The 19,791-nt window shown below is 70.1% G+C and carries 14 protein-coding genes; 4 read left to right on the forward strand and 10 right to left on the reverse strand.

Features of this window, described 5'->3' with window-relative positions:
- Positions 1 to 150: 150 nt before the first annotated feature.
- Positions 151 to 981, reverse strand: a complete 831-nt coding sequence (locus GGR66_RS05180) for an oxidoreductase (RefSeq protein WP_184447510.1) — start codon at positions 979 to 981, stop codon at positions 151 to 153.
- Positions 982 to 1,070: 89 nt separating this feature from the next.
- Between GGR66_RS05180 and GGR66_RS05185 the strand changes: the two genes are divergently transcribed.
- Together GGR66_RS05185 and rlmKL are read left to right on the forward strand one after the other, a co-directional pair.
- Positions 1,071 to 2,000 (forward strand): AraC family transcriptional regulator, encoded by a 930-nt coding sequence (locus GGR66_RS05185; protein ID WP_221236359.1) that lies wholly within the window; start codon positions 1,071 to 1,073, stop codon positions 1,998 to 2,000.
- 329 nt (positions 2,001 to 2,329) lie between these two features.
- Positions 2,330 to 4,504 carry a bifunctional 23S rRNA (guanine(2069)-N(7))-methyltransferase RlmK/23S rRNA (guanine(2445)-N(2))-methyltransferase RlmL gene (gene rlmKL / locus GGR66_RS05190; RefSeq protein WP_184447512.1) on the forward strand — a complete coding sequence of 725 codons (2,175 nt, stop codon included), beginning with the start codon at positions 2,330 to 2,332 and terminating at the stop codon, positions 4,502 to 4,504.
- A 223-nt stretch (positions 4,505 to 4,727) separates the two neighbouring features.
- On the opposite strand, the gene GGR66_RS05195 is transcribed toward rlmKL, so the two are convergent.
- The 7 genes from GGR66_RS05195 to GGR66_RS05225 form a co-directional block, all read right to left on the reverse strand.
- On the reverse strand, positions 4,728 to 5,771 hold the full coding sequence (locus tag GGR66_RS05195) for an HD domain-containing phosphohydrolase (RefSeq protein ID WP_184447513.1): 1,044 nt from the start codon (positions 5,769 to 5,771) through the stop codon (positions 4,728 to 4,730).
- 22 nt (positions 5,772 to 5,793) lie between these two features.
- Positions 5,794 to 9,870: a CHASE domain-containing protein gene (locus tag GGR66_RS05200; protein WP_184447514.1), complete on the reverse strand. Its 4,077-nt coding sequence runs from the start codon at positions 9,868 to 9,870 to the stop codon at positions 5,794 to 5,796.
- Positions 9,871 to 10,168: 298 nt separating this feature from the next.
- Entirely contained in the window at positions 10,169 to 11,410 is a 1,242-nt protein-coding gene (locus GGR66_RS05205; RefSeq protein WP_160965895.1) for a DUF445 family protein, read from the reverse strand.
- Between the two features lie 151 nt (positions 11,411 to 11,561).
- Complete coding sequence (locus GGR66_RS05210; RefSeq protein WP_184447515.1) at positions 11,562 to 12,407, reverse strand: plasmid replication/partition related protein; 846 nt, start codon at positions 12,405 to 12,407, stop codon at positions 11,562 to 11,564.
- A 149-nt stretch (positions 12,408 to 12,556) separates the two neighbouring features.
- Positions 12,557 to 12,871, reverse strand: a complete 315-nt coding sequence (locus GGR66_RS05215; protein ID WP_160965799.1) for an EthD family reductase — start codon at positions 12,869 to 12,871, stop codon at positions 12,557 to 12,559.
- A 268-nt stretch (positions 12,872 to 13,139) separates the two neighbouring features.
- A complete protein-coding gene (gene ald, locus GGR66_RS05220; RefSeq protein ID WP_184447516.1) occupies positions 13,140 to 14,252 on the reverse strand; it encodes an alanine dehydrogenase in 1,113 nt (370 codons plus the stop codon).
- A gap of 67 nt (positions 14,253 to 14,319) precedes the next feature.
- Complete coding sequence (locus tag GGR66_RS05225) at positions 14,320 to 15,696, reverse strand: aspartate aminotransferase family protein (protein WP_255421597.1); 1,377 nt, start codon at positions 15,694 to 15,696, stop codon at positions 14,320 to 14,322.
- Positions 15,697 to 15,896: 200 nt separating this feature from the next.
- On the opposite strand from GGR66_RS05225, the gene GGR66_RS05230 reads away from it, so the two are divergent.
- Together GGR66_RS05230 and GGR66_RS05235 are read left to right on the forward strand one after the other, a co-directional pair.
- Complete coding sequence (locus GGR66_RS05230; RefSeq protein ID WP_184447517.1) at positions 15,897 to 16,445, forward strand: cupin domain-containing protein; 549 nt, start codon at positions 15,897 to 15,899, stop codon at positions 16,443 to 16,445.
- A 70-nt stretch (positions 16,446 to 16,515) separates the two neighbouring features.
- A complete protein-coding gene (locus tag GGR66_RS05235) occupies positions 16,516 to 18,018 on the forward strand; it encodes an aldehyde dehydrogenase (RefSeq protein WP_184447518.1) in 1,503 nt (500 codons plus the stop codon).
- Between the two features lie 180 nt (positions 18,019 to 18,198).
- Here GGR66_RS05235 and GGR66_RS05240 read toward each other — a convergent pair whose 3' ends face one another.
- Together GGR66_RS05240 and GGR66_RS05245 are read right to left on the reverse strand one after the other, a co-directional pair.
- The gene (locus GGR66_RS05240) at positions 18,199 to 18,696 is read right to left on the reverse strand and encodes a DUF1203 domain-containing protein (RefSeq protein ID WP_184447519.1); all 498 of its coding nucleotides are present in this window, start codon (positions 18,694 to 18,696) and stop codon (positions 18,199 to 18,201) included.
- Positions 18,697 to 18,933: 237 nt separating this feature from the next.
- Entirely contained in the window at positions 18,934 to 19,524 is a 591-nt protein-coding gene (locus GGR66_RS05245) for a hypothetical protein (protein ID WP_184447520.1), read from the reverse strand.
- Between the last annotated feature and the right edge of the window lie 267 nt (positions 19,525 to 19,791).

A 19,791-nucleotide genomic window follows, 5' to 3' on the forward strand; every position in this document is an offset into this window, starting at 1 on the left:
CGTCCGGCGGCCTGGCGGTTGTGCGGCGTGCGGGAACGGGGGTGGACGGCCAATGCGCCCGCGCGTCGTGGCTCCCTGCAGCGCTGCTGCCTGCACCGTGGGGCGATGGTGGCGAGGTTGCGCCTCGCCAGGCGCTCCGTCGGTGCTCGCTCAGGCATCGGTGGCACGGCTCACTGCCTCCCATGCGGCGATATCCGCCTTCAGGCGGTCGAGCTTGTCGCGCACCAGGGCCAGCGCGTCGCTGCCCAGCAGCAGGTGCGCGGGCGGCGCAGGCGCGTCGATCAGCGCCAGCATGGCCTGCGCGGCCTTGGCCGGGTCGCCGAGCTGGCGGCCGCTCTTGGCCTGGCGGGCGTCGCGGATCGGATCGAACAGCGCATCGTAGTCGGCGATGCTGCGCGGCGTCCTGACCATCGAGCGGCCCGCCCAGTCGGTGCGGAACGACCCCGGCGCCACCGCCGTCACGTGGATGCCCAGCGCGGCGACCTCCTGTCCCAATGCCTCGGAAATGCCCTCCAGCGCGAACTTGCTGCCGCAGTAGTAGGCGATGCCGGGCATGGTGATGAAGCCCCCCATCGAGGTGATGTTGACGATGTGCCCGCGGCGCCGCTGGCGCATGGAGGGCAGCACCGCCTGCATCATCGCCACGGCGCCGACCACGTTGACCTCGAGTTGGCGACGCAGGGCGTCCAGCGGCGATTCCTCCAGGATTCCCTCGTGACCGTAGCCGGCATTGTTGACCAGCACGTCCAGTGGCCCGACCGTGGCTTCGATCTCGGCGACGATGCCGGGAATGGCGTCGACGTCGGTGACGTCCAGCACACGGGCGAGCGCCGCCGCGCCCAGCGCCTCGACCTCCTGCCGCGCCTGCGCGCTGCGCACGGTGCCGACGACGCGATGTCCGGCCGCCAGCGCCGCCTGGGCCAGCGCGCGGCCGAAGCCGCTGCTGGCGCCGGTGATGAGCAAGGTTTTCTGCGGCGCCATGGCACGCTCCTGAGGGGATGAGCGGCGAATGATGCGATGATCGGCGTGCCGGTCCGATGCCGCGATCTCTGCAATTCTTGCCTGTTTCTATGACTGCCGTCGCCAGTACCGTGGAATTGCTGCGTGCCCTGGCGCCGCAGGAGGGCTACAACCTGACCGCATTGCCGGATGTGCGGGTGCTGCGTTCGGACCGGCCGTTGACCGACACGCCGGTGCTGTACGACCCGGGCATCGTCATCGTCTGCCAGGGCGCCAAGCGCGGCCATTTCGGCGAGTCGGTGTTCGTCTACGACGAGCAGCACTATCTGTCCGTCGCCGTCCCGGTGCCCTTCACCATGCAGTCCGACGGCAGCGCGGAGCGGCCGTTGCTGGCGCTGTACCTGCATCTGGACTTCCCGCTTGCGGCGGGGCTGCTGGTCGAGCTCGATCAGGTCGGTCCGGTGCCGGAGGCGCAGGCGCCGGCGAGCATGGTGTCCAGCCCGATGGACGACACCTTGCGGCAGATCGTGCAGCGCCTGCTGCAGGTGCTGAGCCGTCCGCTGGACGCGGCGATCCTCGGCCGCGCCCTCGTGCGCGAGCTGTACTTCCGCGTGCTGACGGGCCCGCAAGGCCACGGGCTGCGCGCGGCGCTGGCGCAACAGGGCCACTTCGGCCGCATCGGTCGCGCCCTGCGACGCATCCACCGTGACCACGCCCAACGGCTCGACGTCGCGCAGCTGGCGCGCGAGGCCGGGATGAGCACGCCCTCGTTCCATGCGCATTTCAAGGCGGTGACCCAGGTCGCGCCGATGCAGTATCTGAAATCGATCCGCCTGCACCAGGCACGCCTGCTGATGGCACGCGAGGGCATGACCGCCGCGGCCGCCGGCCACGCGGTGGGCTATGAGAGCGCATCGCAGTTCACCCGCGAGTTCAAACGTCTGTTCGGCCGGCCGCCGATGGCGGAGGCACGGCGCCTGCGCGCCGATTTCGCGGTACCGCCGGCCATGCCCGGCGCCGGATTCGTCGCCTCGCATTGAGCGATGCGGCGCGCGCCAAGGCTGCAGTGTCCGTGGCGCCGCCGGCACACCTGCCACGGCGCGGGTCGGTCGCGGCGCGAGCGGCAACGGGCGACGTCGCTGTCCCAGGTGCGCGAGGCCCGTGACGGTCGCGGCGCGCACGACGCCAGGGCGTTGCGCGGCAGGCAGGGGCGCACAGGCCCTGTGGTATTCTGCGCGCCGTTGCGGTGCGGCGCGTTCGCGTGCTCACCCCCGATCCGCGGCCGCGGCAACGCCGGATCCGGCGCTGCGATGCGCCACGCGCGCGGTGTCCGCCGTGCCTCCCTCCCGTCTGTCCTGGTCCGCCTTCCGTGAAATTCTTCGTCTCCTGTGCCAAGGGCCTGGAATACCTGCTCGTCGATGAACTGCTCGCGCTCGGCGCGGCGCAGGCCACCGCCACCGTCGCCGGGGTCAATGCCGAAGGCACCCTGCAGGACGCGCAGCGCGCGGTGCTGTGGTCGCGCCTGGCCAGCCGCGTGCTGTGGCCGCTGCAGTCCTTCGATTGCCCCGACGAGGCGGCGTTGTACGCCGGCGTGGCCGCGCTGCCGTGGCGCAACCATCTGGCGCCGCAGCACACGCTGGCGGTGGACGCGCATGTGTCCGGCACCGGCATCACCCACGCGCGCTTCGCGGCGCAGCGGGTCAAGGATGCGGTGGTGGACACGCTGCGCGGCGAGGGCCTGGAGCGGCCGTCGGTGGACGTGGAGCACCCGGACCTGCGCCTGAACCTGTCGTTGCGCAAGGGCCGCGCCACGCTGTCGGTGGACCTGGGCGGCGGCTCGCTGCATCGGCGCGGCTGGCGCCAGGCGCAGAACGAGGCGCCGCTGAAGGAGAACCTGGCCGCGGCGGTGCTGCTGCGCGGGCAGTGGCCGGCGCTGTATGCACAAGGCGGTGGCCTGCTGGATCCGATGTGCGGCAGCGGTACGCTGCTGATCGAAGGCGCGCTGATGGCCGCCGATGTCGCACCGGGCCTGCTGCGTGGCGAACTGGCGGCGCAGCAGCGCGGCGACGCCGATGCGGACGCCGCGCCGAGCCGCTGGCTGGGGTTCGATGTGGCGGCCTGGCGCGGGTTGTTGGCCGAGGCGCGGCAGCGCGCCCAGGTGGGTCGTGCCGCGTTGCGGCCGGTGCTGTACGGCAGCGACATCGATCCGCATGCGCTGCGCGCGGCGCGCGAGAACGCGCTGGCGGCCGGCGTGGTCGAGGCGATCGCCTTCGCCGTGCACGACGTCGTCGCGTTGCCTGCGCCGGCGCAGGCACTGGGTACGGTGGTGTGCAACCCGCCCTACGACGAGCGCCTGGCCGCCGACGCGGCGCTGTACCGGCGCCTGGGCGATGCGCTCAAGCGCGCGGTGCCGCAGTGGCGCGCCAGCCTGCTGTGCGGCAGCGACGAACTGGCCTATGCCACCGGCCTGCGCGCGGCCAAGAAGTACCAGATGTTCAACGGCGCGCTGGAATGCCCGCTGATCGTCTGCGACCCGATCGCGATCGCGCCGCGGGCCGGTGCCAGCGAAGAACCGCGTGCGCTCAGCGATGGCGCGCAGATGGTCGCCAACCGCCTGCGCAAGAACCTGCGCAAGTTCAAGGCCTGGCGCACGCGCGAGCGGATCAGCTGCTACCGCGCCTACGATGCCGACCTGCCCGAGTACGCGGCGGCGATCGACGTGTACCAGGAGGACGGCGGCCAGGCGCGCACTTTCCTGCACGTGCAGGAGTACGCGGCGCCGGACAGCATTCCCGATGTGGACGTGCGCCGCCGCCGTAACGAACTGCTGGCGGCCGTGCGCGAGGTGTTCGCGGTGCCGGCCGAACAGGTGGCGCTGAAGACCCGCGAGCGCGGCAAGGGCGGCAGCAAGTACGGTCGCTTCGAGCAGCGCGGCGAGTTCCTGGTGGTGCGCGAGCACGACGCGCTGCTGCGGGTGAACCTGTTCGACTACCTGGATACCGGACTGTTCCTCGACCACCGTCCGCTGCGCGGGGTGATGGCGCAGCAGGCGCGCGGCAAGCGCTTCCTCAACCTGTTCTGCTACACCGGCGTGGCCAGCGTGCAGGCGGCGGTAGCCGGCGCCGATTCCACCACCAGCGTGGATCTGTCCGGCACCTACCTGCAGTGGTGCGCCGACAACCTGGCGTTCAACGGCAAGGGCGGCGCCCAGCACCGGCTGGTGCAGGCCGACGCGCTGAGCTGGCTGGAAGCGGAGAAGAACCGCTACGACGTGATCTTCTGCGACCCGCCGACCTTCTCCAACTCCGCGCGCGCCGAGGATTTCGACATCCAGCGCGAGCATGTGCGGCTGTTGCGCGCGGCGGTGGCGCGGCTGATGCCCGAAGGCGTGCTGTACTTCTCCAATAATTTCCGCCGCTTCAAGCTGGACGAGAACGCGCTGGCCGAGTTCGCGGTGTGCGAGGAGATCAGCGCGCAGACCATCGACGCCGATTTCGAGCGCAACCCGCGCATCCACCGCGCCTGGCGCTTGCAGCGGCGCTGAGGCGCAGCGCCGCGTCTGTTTTTGTGGGGGGGCGGCTTCAGCGCGATGGCGTTACCGGTAACGCCCGTCGCTGAGCGTAGTGCGCTGTTCCTTCTCCATCCGGGAGAAGGTGCCCCAAGGGGCGGATGAGGGTACGGGCGAAGCCTCGTGTCCTCCATCTCTGCGAGTCGCTTCGCGCCGTACCCTCACCCCAACCCCTCTCCCGGGGGGAGAGGGGCTTATATCAGTTGCCGTGGTGCCGCAGCGTGGCCTGCGCCTTGCCGCGTTGCGGCAGGTCTTCCTCGGCCTCGCGCTCGCTCCAGTAGTGCTGGATCTGCAGGATCTGCGGCAGGATCGCCTCGAACAACTGCACCAGGCGCGGCTCGAACTGGCTGCCTGCCTTTTCGCGGAACAGTTCCATCGCCTGTTCCAGCGGCCACGCGTCCTTGTACGGGCGCGGCGAGGTGAGGGCATCGAATACGTCGGCCAGCGCCACGATGCGTGCCGATTCGGGAATCTGCGTGCCGGAGACGCCGGCCGGGTAGCCGCCGCCGTCCCAGTGTTCGTGGTGGTACAGCGAGACCTCGGCGGCGAGGCGGAACAGCGGCGCGCTGCTGCGGCTGAGGATGTCGTAGCCGATCCGCGGGTGCCGCTTCATCACCTGCCACTCGGCGGCGTCCAGCGGCCCGGGCTTCTTCAGCACCGCATCGGGAATGCCGATCTTGCCGGTGTCATGCATCGGCGCGGCCTGTTCCAGCAGATCGGCGTCCTCGCGCGACCAGCCGGCGGCCAGCGCCAGCGCACGGGCGTAGGCGGCCATGCGCCAGATGTGGGTGCCGGTGTCCGAGTCGCTGTAGTGGCCGGCCATGCCCAGCATCTCGATCGCGTCGCGGTGGCTGTCGGCGAGGATGGTGGCGCTGACCAGCGACAGGTGCGTGCGCACCCGCGCGCGCAGGATGCTCGGCGAATACGGCTTGGTGATGTAGTCCACGCCACCGGCATCGAACCCGATGCTCTCGTCGGTGGCCTTGTCCTTGCCGGTGACGAAGATGATCGGGATCGCCGCGCTGCGCGCATCTTCCTTGAGGGTGCGGGCGAGGGTGTAGCCGTCGACGTCGGGCAGGTCGACGTCCAGCAGGATCAGCGCCGGGCGGTGCTTGGCCACCCCGCGCAGGGCTTCGGCACCGTTCTTGGCGAACACCAGCGCGTAGTCCTCGCGCAGAAGCTGCCGGATCAGCGCCAGGTTGCTGGGTTCGTCGTCGACACACAGGATGCACGGTTGGGTCATGGTGATCTCTCGTTACGCGCGCTCAGTCGTGTGCATCGGCCAGCCATCGCCTGATTCTGGCCTCGGCCTCGCGGAAGGAAAAATTCTCCAGCAACTGCTGCAGCTCGGCGGCCTGCGCCGCCGGCAGGACGGGCGCCAGTTGCCGCAGCGTGTGGTCGATGCGATCCGGATCGTCGCTGTCCAGCGCCTGCAACACCTGGTACCAGGACGCCTGCAGCGTCGCCGGGTCCACCTTTGCGTCGGATGCTGGCGCAGGTGCCGTCGCGACCGGGATGGTATCGGCGAAGCGCAGCACTTCTGCAGCGGTGTCGGCCATCGCTGCGGCCAACGCGGCGATCTCCGCCTCGGCCTGCGTCGGCGCCGTGCCCAACCGCTCTTCGAGTGCGGCGCTGGCGACGCTCAACGCAGGCAACGCCAGCGATCCGGCCGAACCGCGCAACTTGTGTACCAGCGAGAGGGCGTCGGCCGGCCGCTGCGCCTCCAGCAGGGAGCGCACGCTCGCCGCCGGATCGGGATACTCCTGCAACAGCTTCAGCAGATAGCGCCGATACGGATCGCGCTCGCCCCACAGCCGCTGCGCCTGGACGGTATCGAGCAATGCCGGCTCGCTGGCCGGCCATTCGTCCGCCGGCAGCGCGGACGGTGGCGGCGCAAGCGGCAGTAGCGGCAGCGGGGTCAGGTTCGGCGGCAGGAACCGGCGGATGATCGCGATCAGTTCGTCGACCTGGAACGGTTTGGCGATGAAGCCGTTCATGCCGCTGGACAGCGCCATCTCTTGTTGCTGGCGGTAGGCGCCGGCGGTGAGGGCGATCACCGGCACGGCGGCCAGGTCCGGATCGGCGCGCAGTTGCCGGGTGGCTTCGTAGCCGTCCATGGTCGGCATCTGCACGTCCATCAGCACCACGTGGAAGCGGCCGGGATCGCGGCGTAGCCGCTGCAACGCCTGTGCGCCGTCCTGCGCCAGATCGACCAGTGCGCCTTCGCCTTCGAGGATGCGCTGCGCGACCTCGCGGTTGATGTCGCTGTCGTCGACCACCAGCAAGCGCGCCCCGGCCAGGCGCACGATGCCGTCGCCGGTCTGCGGCGCGGGCATCTCGCCGTTGCGGCGCGCCAGCAGCATGGCGATGGTGCGCTGCAGGGCCGAGGCGGTGACCGGCTTGGTCATCACCGCATCCACGTCGGCGACGCCAGGTTGCTGCTCCTGGATCATGCGCCGCTCGTAGGCGGTGACCATGACGATGATCGGCTGCCGGTCCGGCGCCGATTGCGCGCGGATGCGCTGGGCCACGCTCAGCCCGTCCAGGTCCGGCATGCGCCAGTCCAGCAGGATCACGTCGAACTCGGCGCGTTCCGGCGCGGCGGCGGCCAGTGCGGCGGTGCCGCTGGACACCGCTTCCACCTGCCAGCCGAAGCCGTTGGCGATGTCGGTCAGGCTGCGTCGTACCAGATCGTGGTCGTCGGCGATCAGCACCCGCCGCGCCTGCGCCGGTTCGGCATCGGCGGCCGGCGCCGGCGCCACCGCGAACGGAATGACGAAGTAGAAATCGCTGCCCTGGCCGGGTGCGCTCTGGACTTCCAGTTGCCCGCCCATCAGCTCCACCAGGCGCCGGCTGATGGTCAGGCCCAGGCCGCTGCCGCCGTAGCGGCGGCTGGTGGAGGTGTCGGCCTGCAGGAACGGCGAGAAGATCAGGCTCTGCTTCTCGCGCGGGATGCCGATACCGGTGTCGCGCACCGAGAACAGTAGCTTGAGCTTGCCGGGTTCGGCACCGGGGAAGGCGCGGACCGACAACGCCACCTCGCCCTGTTCGGTGAACTTGATGGCGTTGCCCACCAGGTTGATCAGCACCTGGTTCAGGCGCAGCGCATCGCCGCGCAGCCAGCGGCAGCCCGGCGGCAGCGGCTCGACGATCATCTCCACCGGCTTGGCGCTGGTCGCCGAGGTCATCAGCGCGGCGATGTTCTCCAGCAACTCGTTGAGATCGAACGGCGCCGATTCCAGGTCGATGCGTCCGGACTCGATCTTGGAGAAGTCGAGGATGTCGTTGATGATCTCCAGCAGGTTGCGCGCGGACAGCTCGATCTTCTGGATCATGTCCTGCGCCGCCTGCGACAGGGCGCTGTGCCGCAATAGGTACAGCATGCCCAGGATCGCGTTCATCGGCGTGCGGATTTCGTGGCTCATGTTGGCCAGGAAGTCGCTCTTGGACTGGTTGGCGCTCTCGGCCGCGTCGATGGCCAGCCGCAGCTCGCGCTCGCGGCGTTTCTGCTCGGTGAGATCGACCGCGATGCCGAGGTAGCCGATCACCCGGTCGTCGTCGTCGCGCAGCGTGCTCAGGGTGAGCAGCACCGGGAAAGCATGGCCGTCCTTGCTCAGGTAGGTCCACTCGCGGGTATCGCTGCGTCCCAGCGTGGACAGCGCCGCCACCGATTCGAACGAGGGCTGCACCGGCATGCCCGATTGCGCCGCCATGCGCTCGGCGCGCGCGCTCAGTTGTTCCGCGTCCAGGAACAGGCCGGTGGCCTTGCGCCCGATCATTTCGTGCGCGGCGTAGCCGAGCAGGGTTTCGGCGGCAGGGTTGAACAAGGTGATGACGCCGTCCGGGTCGGTGGCGACGATCGCGTAGCCGGCGTTGGTCAGGATCGCGCGCTGCAGCGCCGAATAGGTGACCAGTTCGCTGGTGCGTTCGGCCACCTGTTGCTCCAGCGTGGCGTTCAGCTCCAGCACCCTTGCCTGCGCGCGCACTTGCTCGGTGACGTCGTGCAGCAGGTGCGAATGCCCGATGATGTCGCCACCGGTCCCGACGATCGGCGAAACGCTGGCCAGCACGCTGACCGTGTGACCGTCGCGATGACGCAGTTCGCGCACTCCGTCCCCGCTGTCGGCCGGATCGCGGATCCGCGCGCCGAGCAACTGCTGCAGCGGCTGGCCGATGGCCTGCTCCGGGGTGTAGCCGAAGATGCGCGTCGCCGCAGGGTTCCAGTGGGTTATCTGGCCCTGCAGGTCTTCGGCAACGATCGCCTCGCTGGTGCCGGCGACCAGGGCTGCCAGTTGGCTCTGCTCGCTCAAGATCAGGTCGCGGCGGCGCCGGCTGGTCAAGAAGACATAGAGCAGGGAGGCGAGCAGGAGCGCGATGCCCGCGGTCAGCACGCCTGCCAGCAGCGGCGAGGGCTGGTCGAGCGAGCGCACGAAGCCGGGCGTGGCCTGTGCGCCGAGTCGCCACTGCCGCCCATAGACCTGCACGCTGCGTTCGGCGGCGGGGGCGTCGGCCGCGGGCGCAGGGGCGGCATCACGGTAGAACGGCTGTGTCGGCGTCTGGCTGTCGGCCAGGCTCAGGCGCACGGCGTTGCTGTGGTCGTCGGAGGAGGCCAGCACCTCGGCGATGCTCAATGGCGCGTAGGCCCAGCCGGTGGTGGCCTGCCAGCGTTGTTCCGGGGTCTGCAGCGGCAGGCCTTCGCGGTACAGCGGCAACAGCAGCAGGAAGCCGCCCTTGCCCTTGCCCGGCGTCTGCACCAGTTGCACCGGCGCGGTGATCGTGGGAACGCCCGAGCGCGCGGCGGCGATCGCTGCCGCGCGCCGCCTCGGCTCCGACGCGATGTCGAAGCCCTCCGCGGCGTTGTTGGACCGCGTCGGCTGGATGTAGACGATGACGAAGCGGTCGCCGGTGTGCGGAGCCAGTTCGCCGATCCGCAGCGACGGCGCCCCGTCGGCATGCACCTGCTGCAGGAACGCGGCCTCGTCAACACGCGCCACCCGTTGCACGTAGCCGAAGCCGCGCACGCCGGGAAACTCCCGCAGGTAGTCGCGCGAAGCGCTGTAGCGGGCGAAGCGCTCGCGCGAGATGCGCTCGCCGCCGGCCGCGATCACCGCGCCGCGCGCGCCGCGCAGGCCATGCTCGTACACGTCCAGGCGTTGCCGCAGATCGCTGGTCACATGCGTGACCAGTTGCTGGAACCGCGCCTGCGCCTGAGCGCGGTTGCGTTGTTGCACGCCGTGCGCGATCAGCAGCGCGGCAAGCAACCCGATGGCCAGCACGGCCAGGGCGGCGAGCCGCGCCAGTCGCGCAGGACCGGCGACGGGTGTCCGGCGTTTTTTCGACATGCTCCCCTTCCTTTGGCGAACGCGCATTCGGCACGCGCATCGGCTTTCCCCCGACCGATTGCGGAATGGCGTTCACAGTGATGGCGAACGTTCCGCGGGCCGTGCCCCAACGCTAGCGCGGGTGCTGCGGTCACGCCAGCCCTGGCGACGAAAGAGCCTCGGCGTGTCTACACCTTGCTGCGTGGATGGCACGGTGTGTCGCGGGCGAGCGGTCCGCGGCACGCTGTGTCTGCCTCGCATCGCGTGTCGGCGCGTGGTCGACCGCGCAAGCGTGGCATTGCATCCTCGCCATCCACGCTCAGCCAAGCAATGTGACGGCAGCGTGCAGCGCCAGGCCGATCAGCCCGCCGACCAGGGTGCCGTTGAAGCGGATGTACTGCAGGTCGCGGCCCACGCTCAGTTCCAGTTGCTCGACCAGGTGGCGTTCGTCCCAACCCTTCACGGTCTGTGCGATGTGCTCGGTGACGCCGCTGCGCAGGCGCTGGGTCAGCCGCTCGGCGCCGCCGAGCAGATGCTGGTTGAGCGCTTCGCGCAGGGCCGGATCCTGCGCCAGCGACTGGCCGAGCGCACCGAGGGCGCGCTGCAGGTGCTGCACCAGCGCGCCATCCTGACGCGACAGGTCCTCGCGCAGCGCGCTGTGGATCTGGTCCCACAGACCCTGCACGTACTCCTGCACGCCGGGGTGTTCGATCAGGCGCTGCTTCATCGCCTGCACCTTGGCGGCGGTGGCCGGGTCGCCACGCAGTTGCTGCACATAGCCGCCCAGCCAGCGCTCGTAGTCCTGGCGCAGCGGATGCTGCGGCTGCGACAGCACGTCCTGCAGTTCCTCCAGCAGCGCGTGCGCCAGGCGCTCGGCGAGGGTGTCGGCGATGCCCTCGACCGGCTTCACCCATTCCACGGTGCCCACCAGCTTGGGCCACTCGCGACGCGCGTACTTGACGATCATCGCCGACACCCGCTGCTTGACCGCGGCATCGTCCAGGTGCCGGCCGAGCCGGGTCAGCGCTTCGTCCAGCAGCGCCTGGTGGCGGCCATCGGCGGTCAGCAGGCCGAGCAGCTCGCCGGCGGTGGCGGCCGCATCCCAGTCGCGCAGTCGCGCCACCACGAAGCCATGGATGCGGCGCCGCACCGCGGCCTCGTCCAGCAGGTCCAACGCCTGCAGCGCCCAGCCGCGGGCGAGATCGGCCAGCCGTGCCGACTGCGCCGGTTCGGCCAGCCACTGGCCCAGCCGCGCCGCGGGATCGAAGGCGTTGAGCTTGGCCAGCAGCGCGCCCGGTTCCAGGAACTGGTCGCGCACGAACACCGCCAGGCTGTCGGCGATGCGCGCCTTGCTGTGCGGGATGATCGCGGTGTGCGGAATCGGCAGGCCCAGCGGATGCCGGAACAGCGCCACCACCGCGAACCAGTCGGCCAGCGCGCCGACCGTGGCCGCTTCGCAGAACGCGCCGACCCAGGCCCACACGCCGTGCAGGCCCATGGCATGGCTGAGCAGGAAGCCGCCGAGCATCGCCAGCAGCAACAGCGCGGCCAGCAGTTTCATCCGCCGCAGCTGCGCGCGGCGCGGATCGGGGGGCAGGGTGAGGTTGGGAGACGCGCTCATGCGGGCGAGTCTACGCAGTGCGCGGTGAGCGCGGCTGCATGGCCGCGACAACCCCGGCGGTAGACCGGGGCGCCGACGGCCTGCGTGTGGATCAGTCCGGCAACTGCGCGCGCAGCGCCGCCACTTCCTCGCGCAGCGCCTGGTTCTCGGCTTCGAGATCGGCCACGCGCTGGCGCAGCGCCAGCGTCGCGTCGCCATCGGCATCCGCTGCCGGGACCGGGGCCGTGTCATCGGACGTGGCCGGCGGCGCCTGCTTCGGCTTGCGCTTGGACTCGCGGGCGCGCTTGGCGGCCTGCTTCAGTTCGTCCTTGCCGGCCATGGCCGCGGCGCGCTGCTCCTCCTCGGGCAGGCTGGCCACCGCCGCGGCGGCATTGATCGAGATCGCGCCGGACTTGACCGCTTCCACCACCTCGGCGGCGGCCTGCTTCTGGATCTTCTCGATCTGCACCACCTGGCTGTTGCTGAGCCGCGCCACGCGCGCCAGCTCGGCGCGGCTCAGCGGCGCCGGCGCGTCGGCCCAAGGCGGCGTGTCGGCATCGTTCGCGGCGTCAGTGGTGACATCCTGGTCGGCGGCGTCGGCAGCCGGTGTGTCCGCGGCGGCCGCAGCGGCGCGTCGCTCGGCGAGGATCTCGCGCTTGCGCAGCGCCAGCACGCCGCGCTGGAAATCGGAGACGCTGCGCCGGCCCAGGTGCTGGTCGATCATCCACAGGTGCACGTCCTGCAGCGACTGGAAGCGGGTGTTCTGCACGGTCTGGAACGGCAGGCCGTGCTTCTGGCAGATGCCGTAGCGGTTGTGTCCGTCGACCAGGATGTCGCCCCACAGCACCAGCGCATCGCGGCAGCCCTCGGCCAGCAGGCTGCGTTCCAGGGCGGCGTACTCGTCGGCGGTCAGCGGATCGATGTAGGCCTTGAGGTCTTCTTTGACGACGATGTTCATCAACGGGCGGCACGGTGTGGCAGTGGGGGCGGCATTGTAGAGGGCCGGGATTGGGGATTGGCGGATTCGGGATTTGCAAATGCGCAAATCTGCGTGCTGTTGCCAATCCCCCAATCCCGAATGCCCAATCTCGGCTCGCGCCGCGAGCCTCACCCCACCACCACCTCGCTGATCTGCATCACCGGCGTCAGGTCGGTGTAGTTGGCGATGTCGGCGAGGATCTCCTCCGCGTGCGGGCCGAAGCCGGCCTGGAACGCCTCCACCGAGTCGCTGAAGATATGGCACATGCCGACATAGGTCGGATCGCTGCCGGGGGTGCCGCCGGACAGGCCCTTGTCGACCGTGTAGCCGCGGCAGGCCGCGCCCATGCGCGCCTGCACCAGCGGCATGTGCGTGTCGCGGTAGTAGGCATGGTCGAAGCGGGCGCCTGGTGTGTACGGGTACATCACACTGACCTTGATCATGGAGCGTCTCCTGTGGCGGCGGTGGCCCCCGGCGGGTGCCGGGGTGGCGCAAGGCTACACCCGGCTCCGGCTGCATGTGTTGCGATGCGGCGGGCCTTGGGTAGGGAATGGGGAGTGGGGAATCGGGATTGGCAACAGCACAGCAACAGCAACAGCAAGCGATGCGGCTGACTGATTGCCAAATGCGCGCGCTGCGGTGCAGCGCGCGCTGCGGTGCTTTTTCGATTCCCTATTTCCGATTCTCCATTCCCGGCCTCACAGGCAACCGTCAGCCCAGCGCGTCCAGCGGCCGCACGAAGTCCTGGCCCAGCGCCTGCGCCACCGCACGGTGGGTGAGCTTGCCGGCGTGCACGTTGAGGCCGTTGCGCAGGTCCTGATCGTCGCGCAGCGCCTGCAGGCCGTGTTCGGCCAGCAGCAGCACGAACGGCAGGGTGGCGTTGGTCAGGGCGAAGGTGGAGGTGCGGGCCACGCCGCCGGGCATGTTGGCCACGCAGTAATGGACGATGCCGTCGACCTCGTAGGTCGGCTGCTGGTGCGTGGTCGCGTGGCTGGTCTCGAAGCAGCCGCCCTGGTCGATGGCCACGTCCACCAGCACCGAGCCGGGCCGCAGCAGCGCCAGTTGCGCGCGCGACACCAGCTTGGGCGCGGCCGCGCCGGGGATCAGCACCGCGCCGATCACCAGGTCGGTGTGCGGCAGACGCTGCTCGATCGCATCGCGGGTGGAGTACAGCGTGGTCAGCTGCTGGCCGTAGAGTTCGTCCAGGTACTTGAGCCGCTCCAGCGAGCGATCCAGCACGGTCACGCGCGCGTGCAGGCCCATCGCCATGCGTGCGGCGTTGATGCCGACCACGCCGCCGCCGATCACCAGCACCTGCGCCGGCGCGACCCCGGGCACGCCGCCGAGCAGCACGCCGGAGCCGCCCTGCGCCTTCTCCAGTGCATGCGCGCCGGCCTGGATCGCCATGCGCCCGGCCACCTCGCTCATCGGCGCCAGCAACGGCAGGCCGCCGTGGCCGTCGGTGACGGTCTCGTAGGCGATGGCGGTGCAGCCGGAGCGCTGCAGTGCCGCGGCCTGCTGCGGATCCGGCGCCAGGTGCAGATAGGTGAACAGCAATTGCCCGGGGCGCAGCAGCGCGCATTCCTCGGGCTGCGGTTCCTTGACCTTGACGATCATCTCGGCCTGCGCGAACACGCTGGCCGCATCCTCGGCGATGCGCGCGCCGGCGCGTTCGTAGTCGGCATCGGTCAGGCCGATGGCCTGGCCGCCGCCGCGCTGCACCAGCACCTGATGGCCGTGCAGCACCAGCTCGCGGACCCCGGACGGGGTCAGCCCGATCCGGTACTCGTGGTTCTTGATCTCTTTCGGAACGCCGACCAGCATGAGCGGTTCTCCAGGCAGACGCGGCGCGTGGGGAGCGCAGGCGGTGGGTTGGTGGATGAGGGTGGGGTCAGGGCGTGCTGCGGATCATGTCCGCCAGCACCGCGAACATGCGCTCGATGTGGGTAGGCTCGACGATCAGCGGCGGCGACAGTGCGATGGTGTCGCCGGTGACGCGGATCAGCAGGTCGCCCTCGTGGAAGCAGCGCTCGAAGATCTCGTAGGCGCGCGCCCCGGGCGCGCCCTTGCGCGGCGCCAGTTCGATCGCGCCGATCAGGCCGAAGTTGCGGATGTCGATGACGTGCGGCAGATCGCGCAGCGCGTGGATCGCTTCCTCCCACACCGGGCCCAGTTCGATCGCCTTGTCGAACAGTTGCTCTTCGGCATAGGTGTCCAGCGTCGCCAGCGCCGCGGCGCAGGCCAGCGGATGGCCGGAGTAGGTGTAGCCGTGGAACAGGTCGATGGCGTTGGCCGGGCCATGCGCGAACGCCGCGTGGATGGCATGGGACACGAACACCGCGCCCATCGGCACGCAGCCGTTGGTCAGCCCCTTGGCGGTGGTGATCATGTCCGGGGTCACCCCGAAGCGTTGCGCGGCGAAGGCGTGGCCGACGCGGCCGTAGCCGGTGATGACCTCGTCGAAGATCAGCACGATGCCGTGCTTGTCGCACAGTTCGCGGATGCGCTGCAGGTAGCCGTGCGGCGGCAGCACCACCCCGGCCGAGCCGGAGATCGGCTCGATGATCACCGCGGCGATGGTGGACGCATCGTGCAGCGTCACCAGCCGCTCCAGATCCTCGGCCAGTTCGGCGCCATGCGTCGGCAGGCCGCGCGAGAATGCGTTGCGCTCCAGATCAAGCGTGTGTCGCAGATGGTCCACGCCGGGCAGCAGCGGACCGAACGCCTTGCGATTGTTCGGCAGGCCGCCGACCGATATGCCGCCGAAGCCGACCCCGTGGTAGCCCTTCTCGCGGCCGATGAAGCGGGTACGCTGGCCCTCGCCACGGGCGCGGTGGTAGGCCAGTGCGATCTTCAGCGCGGTGTCCACCGACTCGGAGCCGGAGTTGGTGTAGAACACGTGGTCCAGGCCCGGTGGCGACAGTTCCACCAGTCGTTCGGCGAGCACGAACGGCAACGGCGAACCCATCTGGAAGGTGGGGGCGAAATCCAGCGTGGCGACCTGCCGCGCCACCGCCTCGACGATGCGCGGTCGCGCGTGGCCGGCGTTGCAGCACCACAGCCCGGCGGTGCCGTCGAGGATCTGGCGCCCGTCCACGCTGCGGTAGTGCATGCCCTCGGCCGAGGCCAGCAACCGCGGCCGCGCCTTGAACTGGCGGTTGGCGGTGAACGGCATCCAGAACGCCTCCAGCGTGTCCGGCTCGCGGGTGGCCTGCGCGGCGTAGTGGTCGGACAGCGCCTGGGGCGAGAGGGGCGGCTGAGGGCGCATCGCAGGCTCCACGCGAGGGATGTTGAAAAAACTTTACACCATGCCGGCGCGCCCGGTGTGACTCGGCGTGTCGCCGTTCGCGCGATTGCTGCAGGCGTTTCCCGGTTGCGCCGCAGCACGGGCGCGGCGTGCGAAATTGACCGCCTGGGACGGCTGTGTAAAGTATCCGGCAACACCGCCACTGGCGATTCCCATTCGCGATGGATATCGGCGCCCGCCTGCACCGGGTTCGCACCGCCCACGGCCTGAGCCAGCGCGAGCTGGCCAAGCGGGTGGGCGTGACCAACAGCACCATCTCGTTGATCGAGCAGAACAAGGTCAGCCCGTCGGTCAGTTCGCTGAAGAAGGTGCTGGACGGCATCCCGATCTCGCTGGCCGAATTCTTCACCCTGGACCTGGACGCCGGCGCGGCCGATGCGCCGTTCTACCGCGCCGACGAATTGCCCGACGTCGGCAGCGACGGTATCCACTACTACCTGGTCGGGCGGCATCGCCCGCAGCGGCAGATGTGCATCCTGCGCGAGGTGATGCCGCCCGGCAGCGACACCGGCAGTGCGATGCTGGTGCACGACGGCGAAGAGGGCGGGGTGGTGGTGGCCGGCGAAGTGGAGATCACCGTCGGCAGCCAGGTGCGGGTGCTGCGCGCCGGCGAGGGCTACTATTTCGAGAGCCGGGTGCCGCACCGGTTCCGCAACGTCGGCAGCGAGACCGCGGTGCTGGTCAGCGCCAATACGCCGGCCACGTTCTGAGCCGCATGCGCACCGCGCCGCCGCTGGCCGTCGCGTTCTTCCGATCCTTCCTTCGCAGCAGGAGTTCCCGATGACCGCACCCCGCACCCGCGACGCCTGGCAGGCGCTGGCCGACACGCTGCGTCCGCGGACCCAGGCCTTCATCGACGGCCGCTACGTCGATGCCGCCAGCGGCAAGACCTTCGACTGCATCAGCCCGATCGATGGCCGCCTGCTCGGCCGCGTCGCCGAGGGCGAGGCCGAGGACATCGACCGCGCGGTCGCCGCGGCACGGCGCAGCTTCGAGGCCGGGCACTGGTCGCAGGCCAAGCCGGCGCAGCGCAAGAAGACCCTGCTGGCGCTGGCCCAGTTGGTCGAACGCCACGCCGACGAACTGGCCTTGCTGGAGTCGCTGGACATGGGCAAGCCGGTGCGCGATGCGCGCCGGGTCGACCTGGCGGCGACGGTGCGCTGCCTGTCCTGGACCGCCGAGGCGGTGGACAAGCTGTACGGCGAAGTGGCGCCGACCGGGCAGGACGAACTGGGCTTGATCACCCGCGAGCCGCTGGGCGTGGTCGGCGCGATCGTGCCGTGGAATTTCCCGTTGCTGATGGCGGCGTGGAAGATCGCGCCGGCGCTGGCCGCGGGCAACTCGGTGGTGCTCAAACCGTCGGAAAAATCGCCGTTGAGCGCGCTGCGCCTGGCCGAGCTGGTGGCCGAAGCCGGCATACCCGACGGCGTGTTCAACGTGGTGCCGGGCTTCGGCAAGGGCGCTGGCGAGCCGCTGGCGCTGCACATGGACGTGGACGGGCTGGTATTCACCGGGTCCACCACGGTGGGCAAGCGCCTGCTGCAGTGCGCCGGGCTGTCGAACATGAAGCGCGCCTACATGGAATGCGGCGGCAAGAGCCCGAACCTGGTGTTCGCCGATGCGCCGGACCTGGAGCAGGCGGCGCAGGCGGCGGCCGCGGCGATCTTCTACAACCAGGGCGAAGTCTGCACCGCGGCCTCGCGTCTGCTGGTGGAGCGCTCGATCAAGGACAACTTCGTCGAGTGCGTGGTCGCCGCCGGCCGCGCGCTGCAGCCGCGGCATCCGTTCGACGACGACGCGGCCATGGGCGCGTTGGTGGACGAGACCCAGACCCACCGCGTGCTCGACTACATCGCCCGCGGCAACGCCGAAGGCGCGCGCCTGCTGCTCGGTGGCAAGCGCGTGGAGGTGGTGCCCGGCGGCTGCTACGTGGAGCCGACCATCTTCGACGAGGTCGGCCATGAGCACACCATCGCCCGCGAGGAGATCTTCGGCCCGGTGCTGTCGGTGATCGCCTTCGACGACGAGGCGCACGCCCTGCGCATGGCCAACGACAGTGACTACGGCCTGGCGGCGGGCGTGTGGACCCGCGACATCGGCCGCGCGCACCGCGTGGCGCGCAAGCTGCGCGCCGGCAGCGTGTGGGTGAACTACTGGGACGGCGGCGACATGACCGCCCCGTTCGGCGGCTACAAGCAATCGGGCAACGGCCGCGACAAGTCGCTGCATGCCTTCGACAAGTACACGGAGATGAAGGCGACCTGGATCAATCTGGGTGGGTAGCGGGGATTGGGGAGTCGGGATTGGGGATTGGTCAAAAGCGCAGCTGCGGGCGCGGATGTCGTAGGAGCGGCTTCAGCCGCGACAGGCGTTTCTGGTAACGCCATCGCGGCTGAAGCCGCTCCTACAACGACGGCGGTGTTCCCGAAACGACAGCGGTGCTCCAGGTCGCAGTACAGCCAATCATCCCCAATCCCGACTCCCCAATCCCGGCTCCCGCTCCACCCGGCACGCAAAACAGCCTTGCCGCGCATGATGCAGGTGCAGGTAACGCACCTGCGGGTCGGCGAAGGCGCAGGCGATCGCGGTGGCGATGCGTTCGCCCGGTTGCACGTCGGCGGTGATCAGCATGTCGCGGGCATTGTAGCCGCGCAGCGAGATCAAGCGGCGGACGATGGCATCGGGCACCTCGCCCGGCGCCGGTGCGGCGGTGACGACATGGCGGCGCACGTAGATCGGGCCGGCGGCGCGGTACGGCGTCTGCGCGGGTTGATGCAGATAGTGCAGCAACAGCAGTTCCTCGCCGGGCCGTGCGTCCTCCAGGCTGATCCTGCAGGGATAACCCAGCGCGCTGTCGGCGTGGAGCCGTTGCGCGTGGCGTGCCTGCAGTTGGGCGTCGTCGAGGTCGAACAGGGCGGCGAACGGCGCGGCCGGCAGGCCGACACAACGGAAGCTGGACATGGGCGCTCCAGGAACGGATTGGAGCGCGCAGCGTGCCGGTCACCGCGACGGCGCGCTGGCCGCATTCGGACGCGGCATTCGTTCGGCGCCGGGACCGGCGCGTGACACAGCATCGGGGCAAGCCGCATGCACGGAGGGCGATGACGCGCCACCGTGGCGGTGCGTTGCCGCTCGGTACTTGGGCAGGCCGCGCGTGTCGATAACGACGGCGCGGCCTGCCGATGGCGCGTTCCCGCCTCAGCGCGGGACGTAGTCGGCGAAGCCGACCGGATGCTTCGGATCGGCCGCCTGCACCTTGTCGCCATCCTTGACCAGCGCCTCGGCGTCGGGCGTGGGATTGGGGTTCATTTCCCAGCGCTGCTGGATGCGCTTGTGGAACAGCCACTGCTTGCGCTGCGGGTCGTAGCGGAAGGTGATGAAGTCGGTCCAGTGCTGGCCGCAGGACACCCCGTTCTGCACGGTGAAGTAGCGGCCCTTGGCGGCGAACGGATCCTCGTCGGGATCGAACGGATCGCACTGGCCGCCCTGGTCGCGCTTGAGGATCACGTGGTCGTTGCGCGCCGCCAGCCGGTAGTGGCCGTCGGCCTGCTGCACGAAGATCAGCAGCGGTCGTGCCGGGGCCGGATCGCGCTGCGCTTCGCCGCGCTGCTGCAACGCGACCAGGTAGTCGGCACGGCCGTCGCCATCGAGATCGGCCTGCAACTGCGTCAGCGGCTGGTAGCCGGCCGGTAGCTGGTGCAGTACATCGGCGGGCAGTGCGGCGGCGTGGGCGAGGTGGCTGGCGAGCAGCAGACTGGCGGCGAGGCCGAAGCGGTAGGGAAGGGGCATGGGACGATTTCGCAGGCAAGGGGGCGCAAGCCTAACCGACCGGGCAGGCTCCGGCGGAATCGCGCATTGGCCGGCGTCGCGTGCGCTGGCGGATCGGCGGGGGCCGCGCCCGGCGGTCGTGCGCCGCACAAGGATTGGCGAGCCGCACACTTCCGGCCGATGGCGCGGCACCACTGCGCGTTTTGTACTACGCTCGGCGCGTGCGGTCGCGCGTCGGCGGGCCGTTCGCAGGCGGCATCGTGCAGAGGCCGCCGGCACGTCATCCGC

The sequence above is a fragment of the Xanthomonas sp. 3498 genome (assembly GCF_014199795.1).
GTDB classification, from domain to species: domain Bacteria; phylum Pseudomonadota; class Gammaproteobacteria; order Xanthomonadales; family Xanthomonadaceae; genus Xanthomonas_A; species Xanthomonas_A rydalmerensis.

What these genes read in the sequence shown, in the direction of transcription:
- GGR66_RS05210 (WP_184447515.1), bottom strand. Translation starts at nt 12,407, where the DNA reads ATGAACATCGTCGTCAAAGAAGACCTCAAGGCCTACATCGATCCGCTG.
- GGR66_RS05240 (WP_184447519.1), bottom strand. Translation starts at nt 18,696, where the DNA reads ATGTCCAGCTTCCGTTGTGTCGGCCTGCCGGCCGCGCCGTTCGCCGCC.
- GGR66_RS05245 (WP_184447520.1), bottom strand. Translation starts at nt 19,524, where the DNA reads ATGCCCCTTCCCTACCGCTTCGGCCTCGCCGCCAGTCTGCTGCTCGCC.
- ald (WP_184447516.1), bottom strand. Translation starts at nt 14,252, where the DNA reads ATGCTGGTCGGCGTTCCGAAAGAGATCAAGAACCACGAGTACCGGATC.
- GGR66_RS05195 (WP_184447513.1), bottom strand. Translation starts at nt 5,771, where the DNA reads ATGACCCAACCGTGCATCCTGTGTGTCGACGACGAACCCAGCAACCTG.
- GGR66_RS05230 (WP_184447517.1), top strand. Translation starts at nt 15,897, where the DNA reads ATGGATATCGGCGCCCGCCTGCACCGGGTTCGCACCGCCCACGGCCTG.
- GGR66_RS05215 (WP_160965799.1), bottom strand. Translation starts at nt 12,871, where the DNA reads ATGATCAAGGTCAGTGTGATGTACCCGTACACACCAGGCGCCCGCTTC.
- GGR66_RS05235 (WP_184447518.1), top strand. Translation starts at nt 16,516, where the DNA reads ATGACCGCACCCCGCACCCGCGACGCCTGGCAGGCGCTGGCCGACACG.
- GGR66_RS05200 (WP_184447514.1), bottom strand. Translation starts at nt 9,870, where the DNA reads ATGTCGAAAAAACGCCGGACACCCGTCGCCGGTCCTGCGCGACTGGCG.
- GGR66_RS05225 (WP_255421597.1), bottom strand. Translation starts at nt 15,696, where the DNA reads ATGCGCCCTCAGCCGCCCCTCTCGCCCCAGGCGCTGTCCGACCACTAC.
- GGR66_RS05185 (WP_221236359.1), top strand. Translation starts at nt 1,071, where the DNA reads ATGACTGCCGTCGCCAGTACCGTGGAATTGCTGCGTGCCCTGGCGCCG.
- GGR66_RS05205 (WP_160965895.1), bottom strand. Translation starts at nt 11,410, where the DNA reads ATGAAACTGCTGGCCGCGCTGTTGCTGCTGGCGATGCTCGGCGGCTTC.
- GGR66_RS05180 (WP_184447510.1), bottom strand. Translation starts at nt 981, where the DNA reads ATGGCGCCGCAGAAAACCTTGCTCATCACCGGCGCCAGCAGCGGCTTC.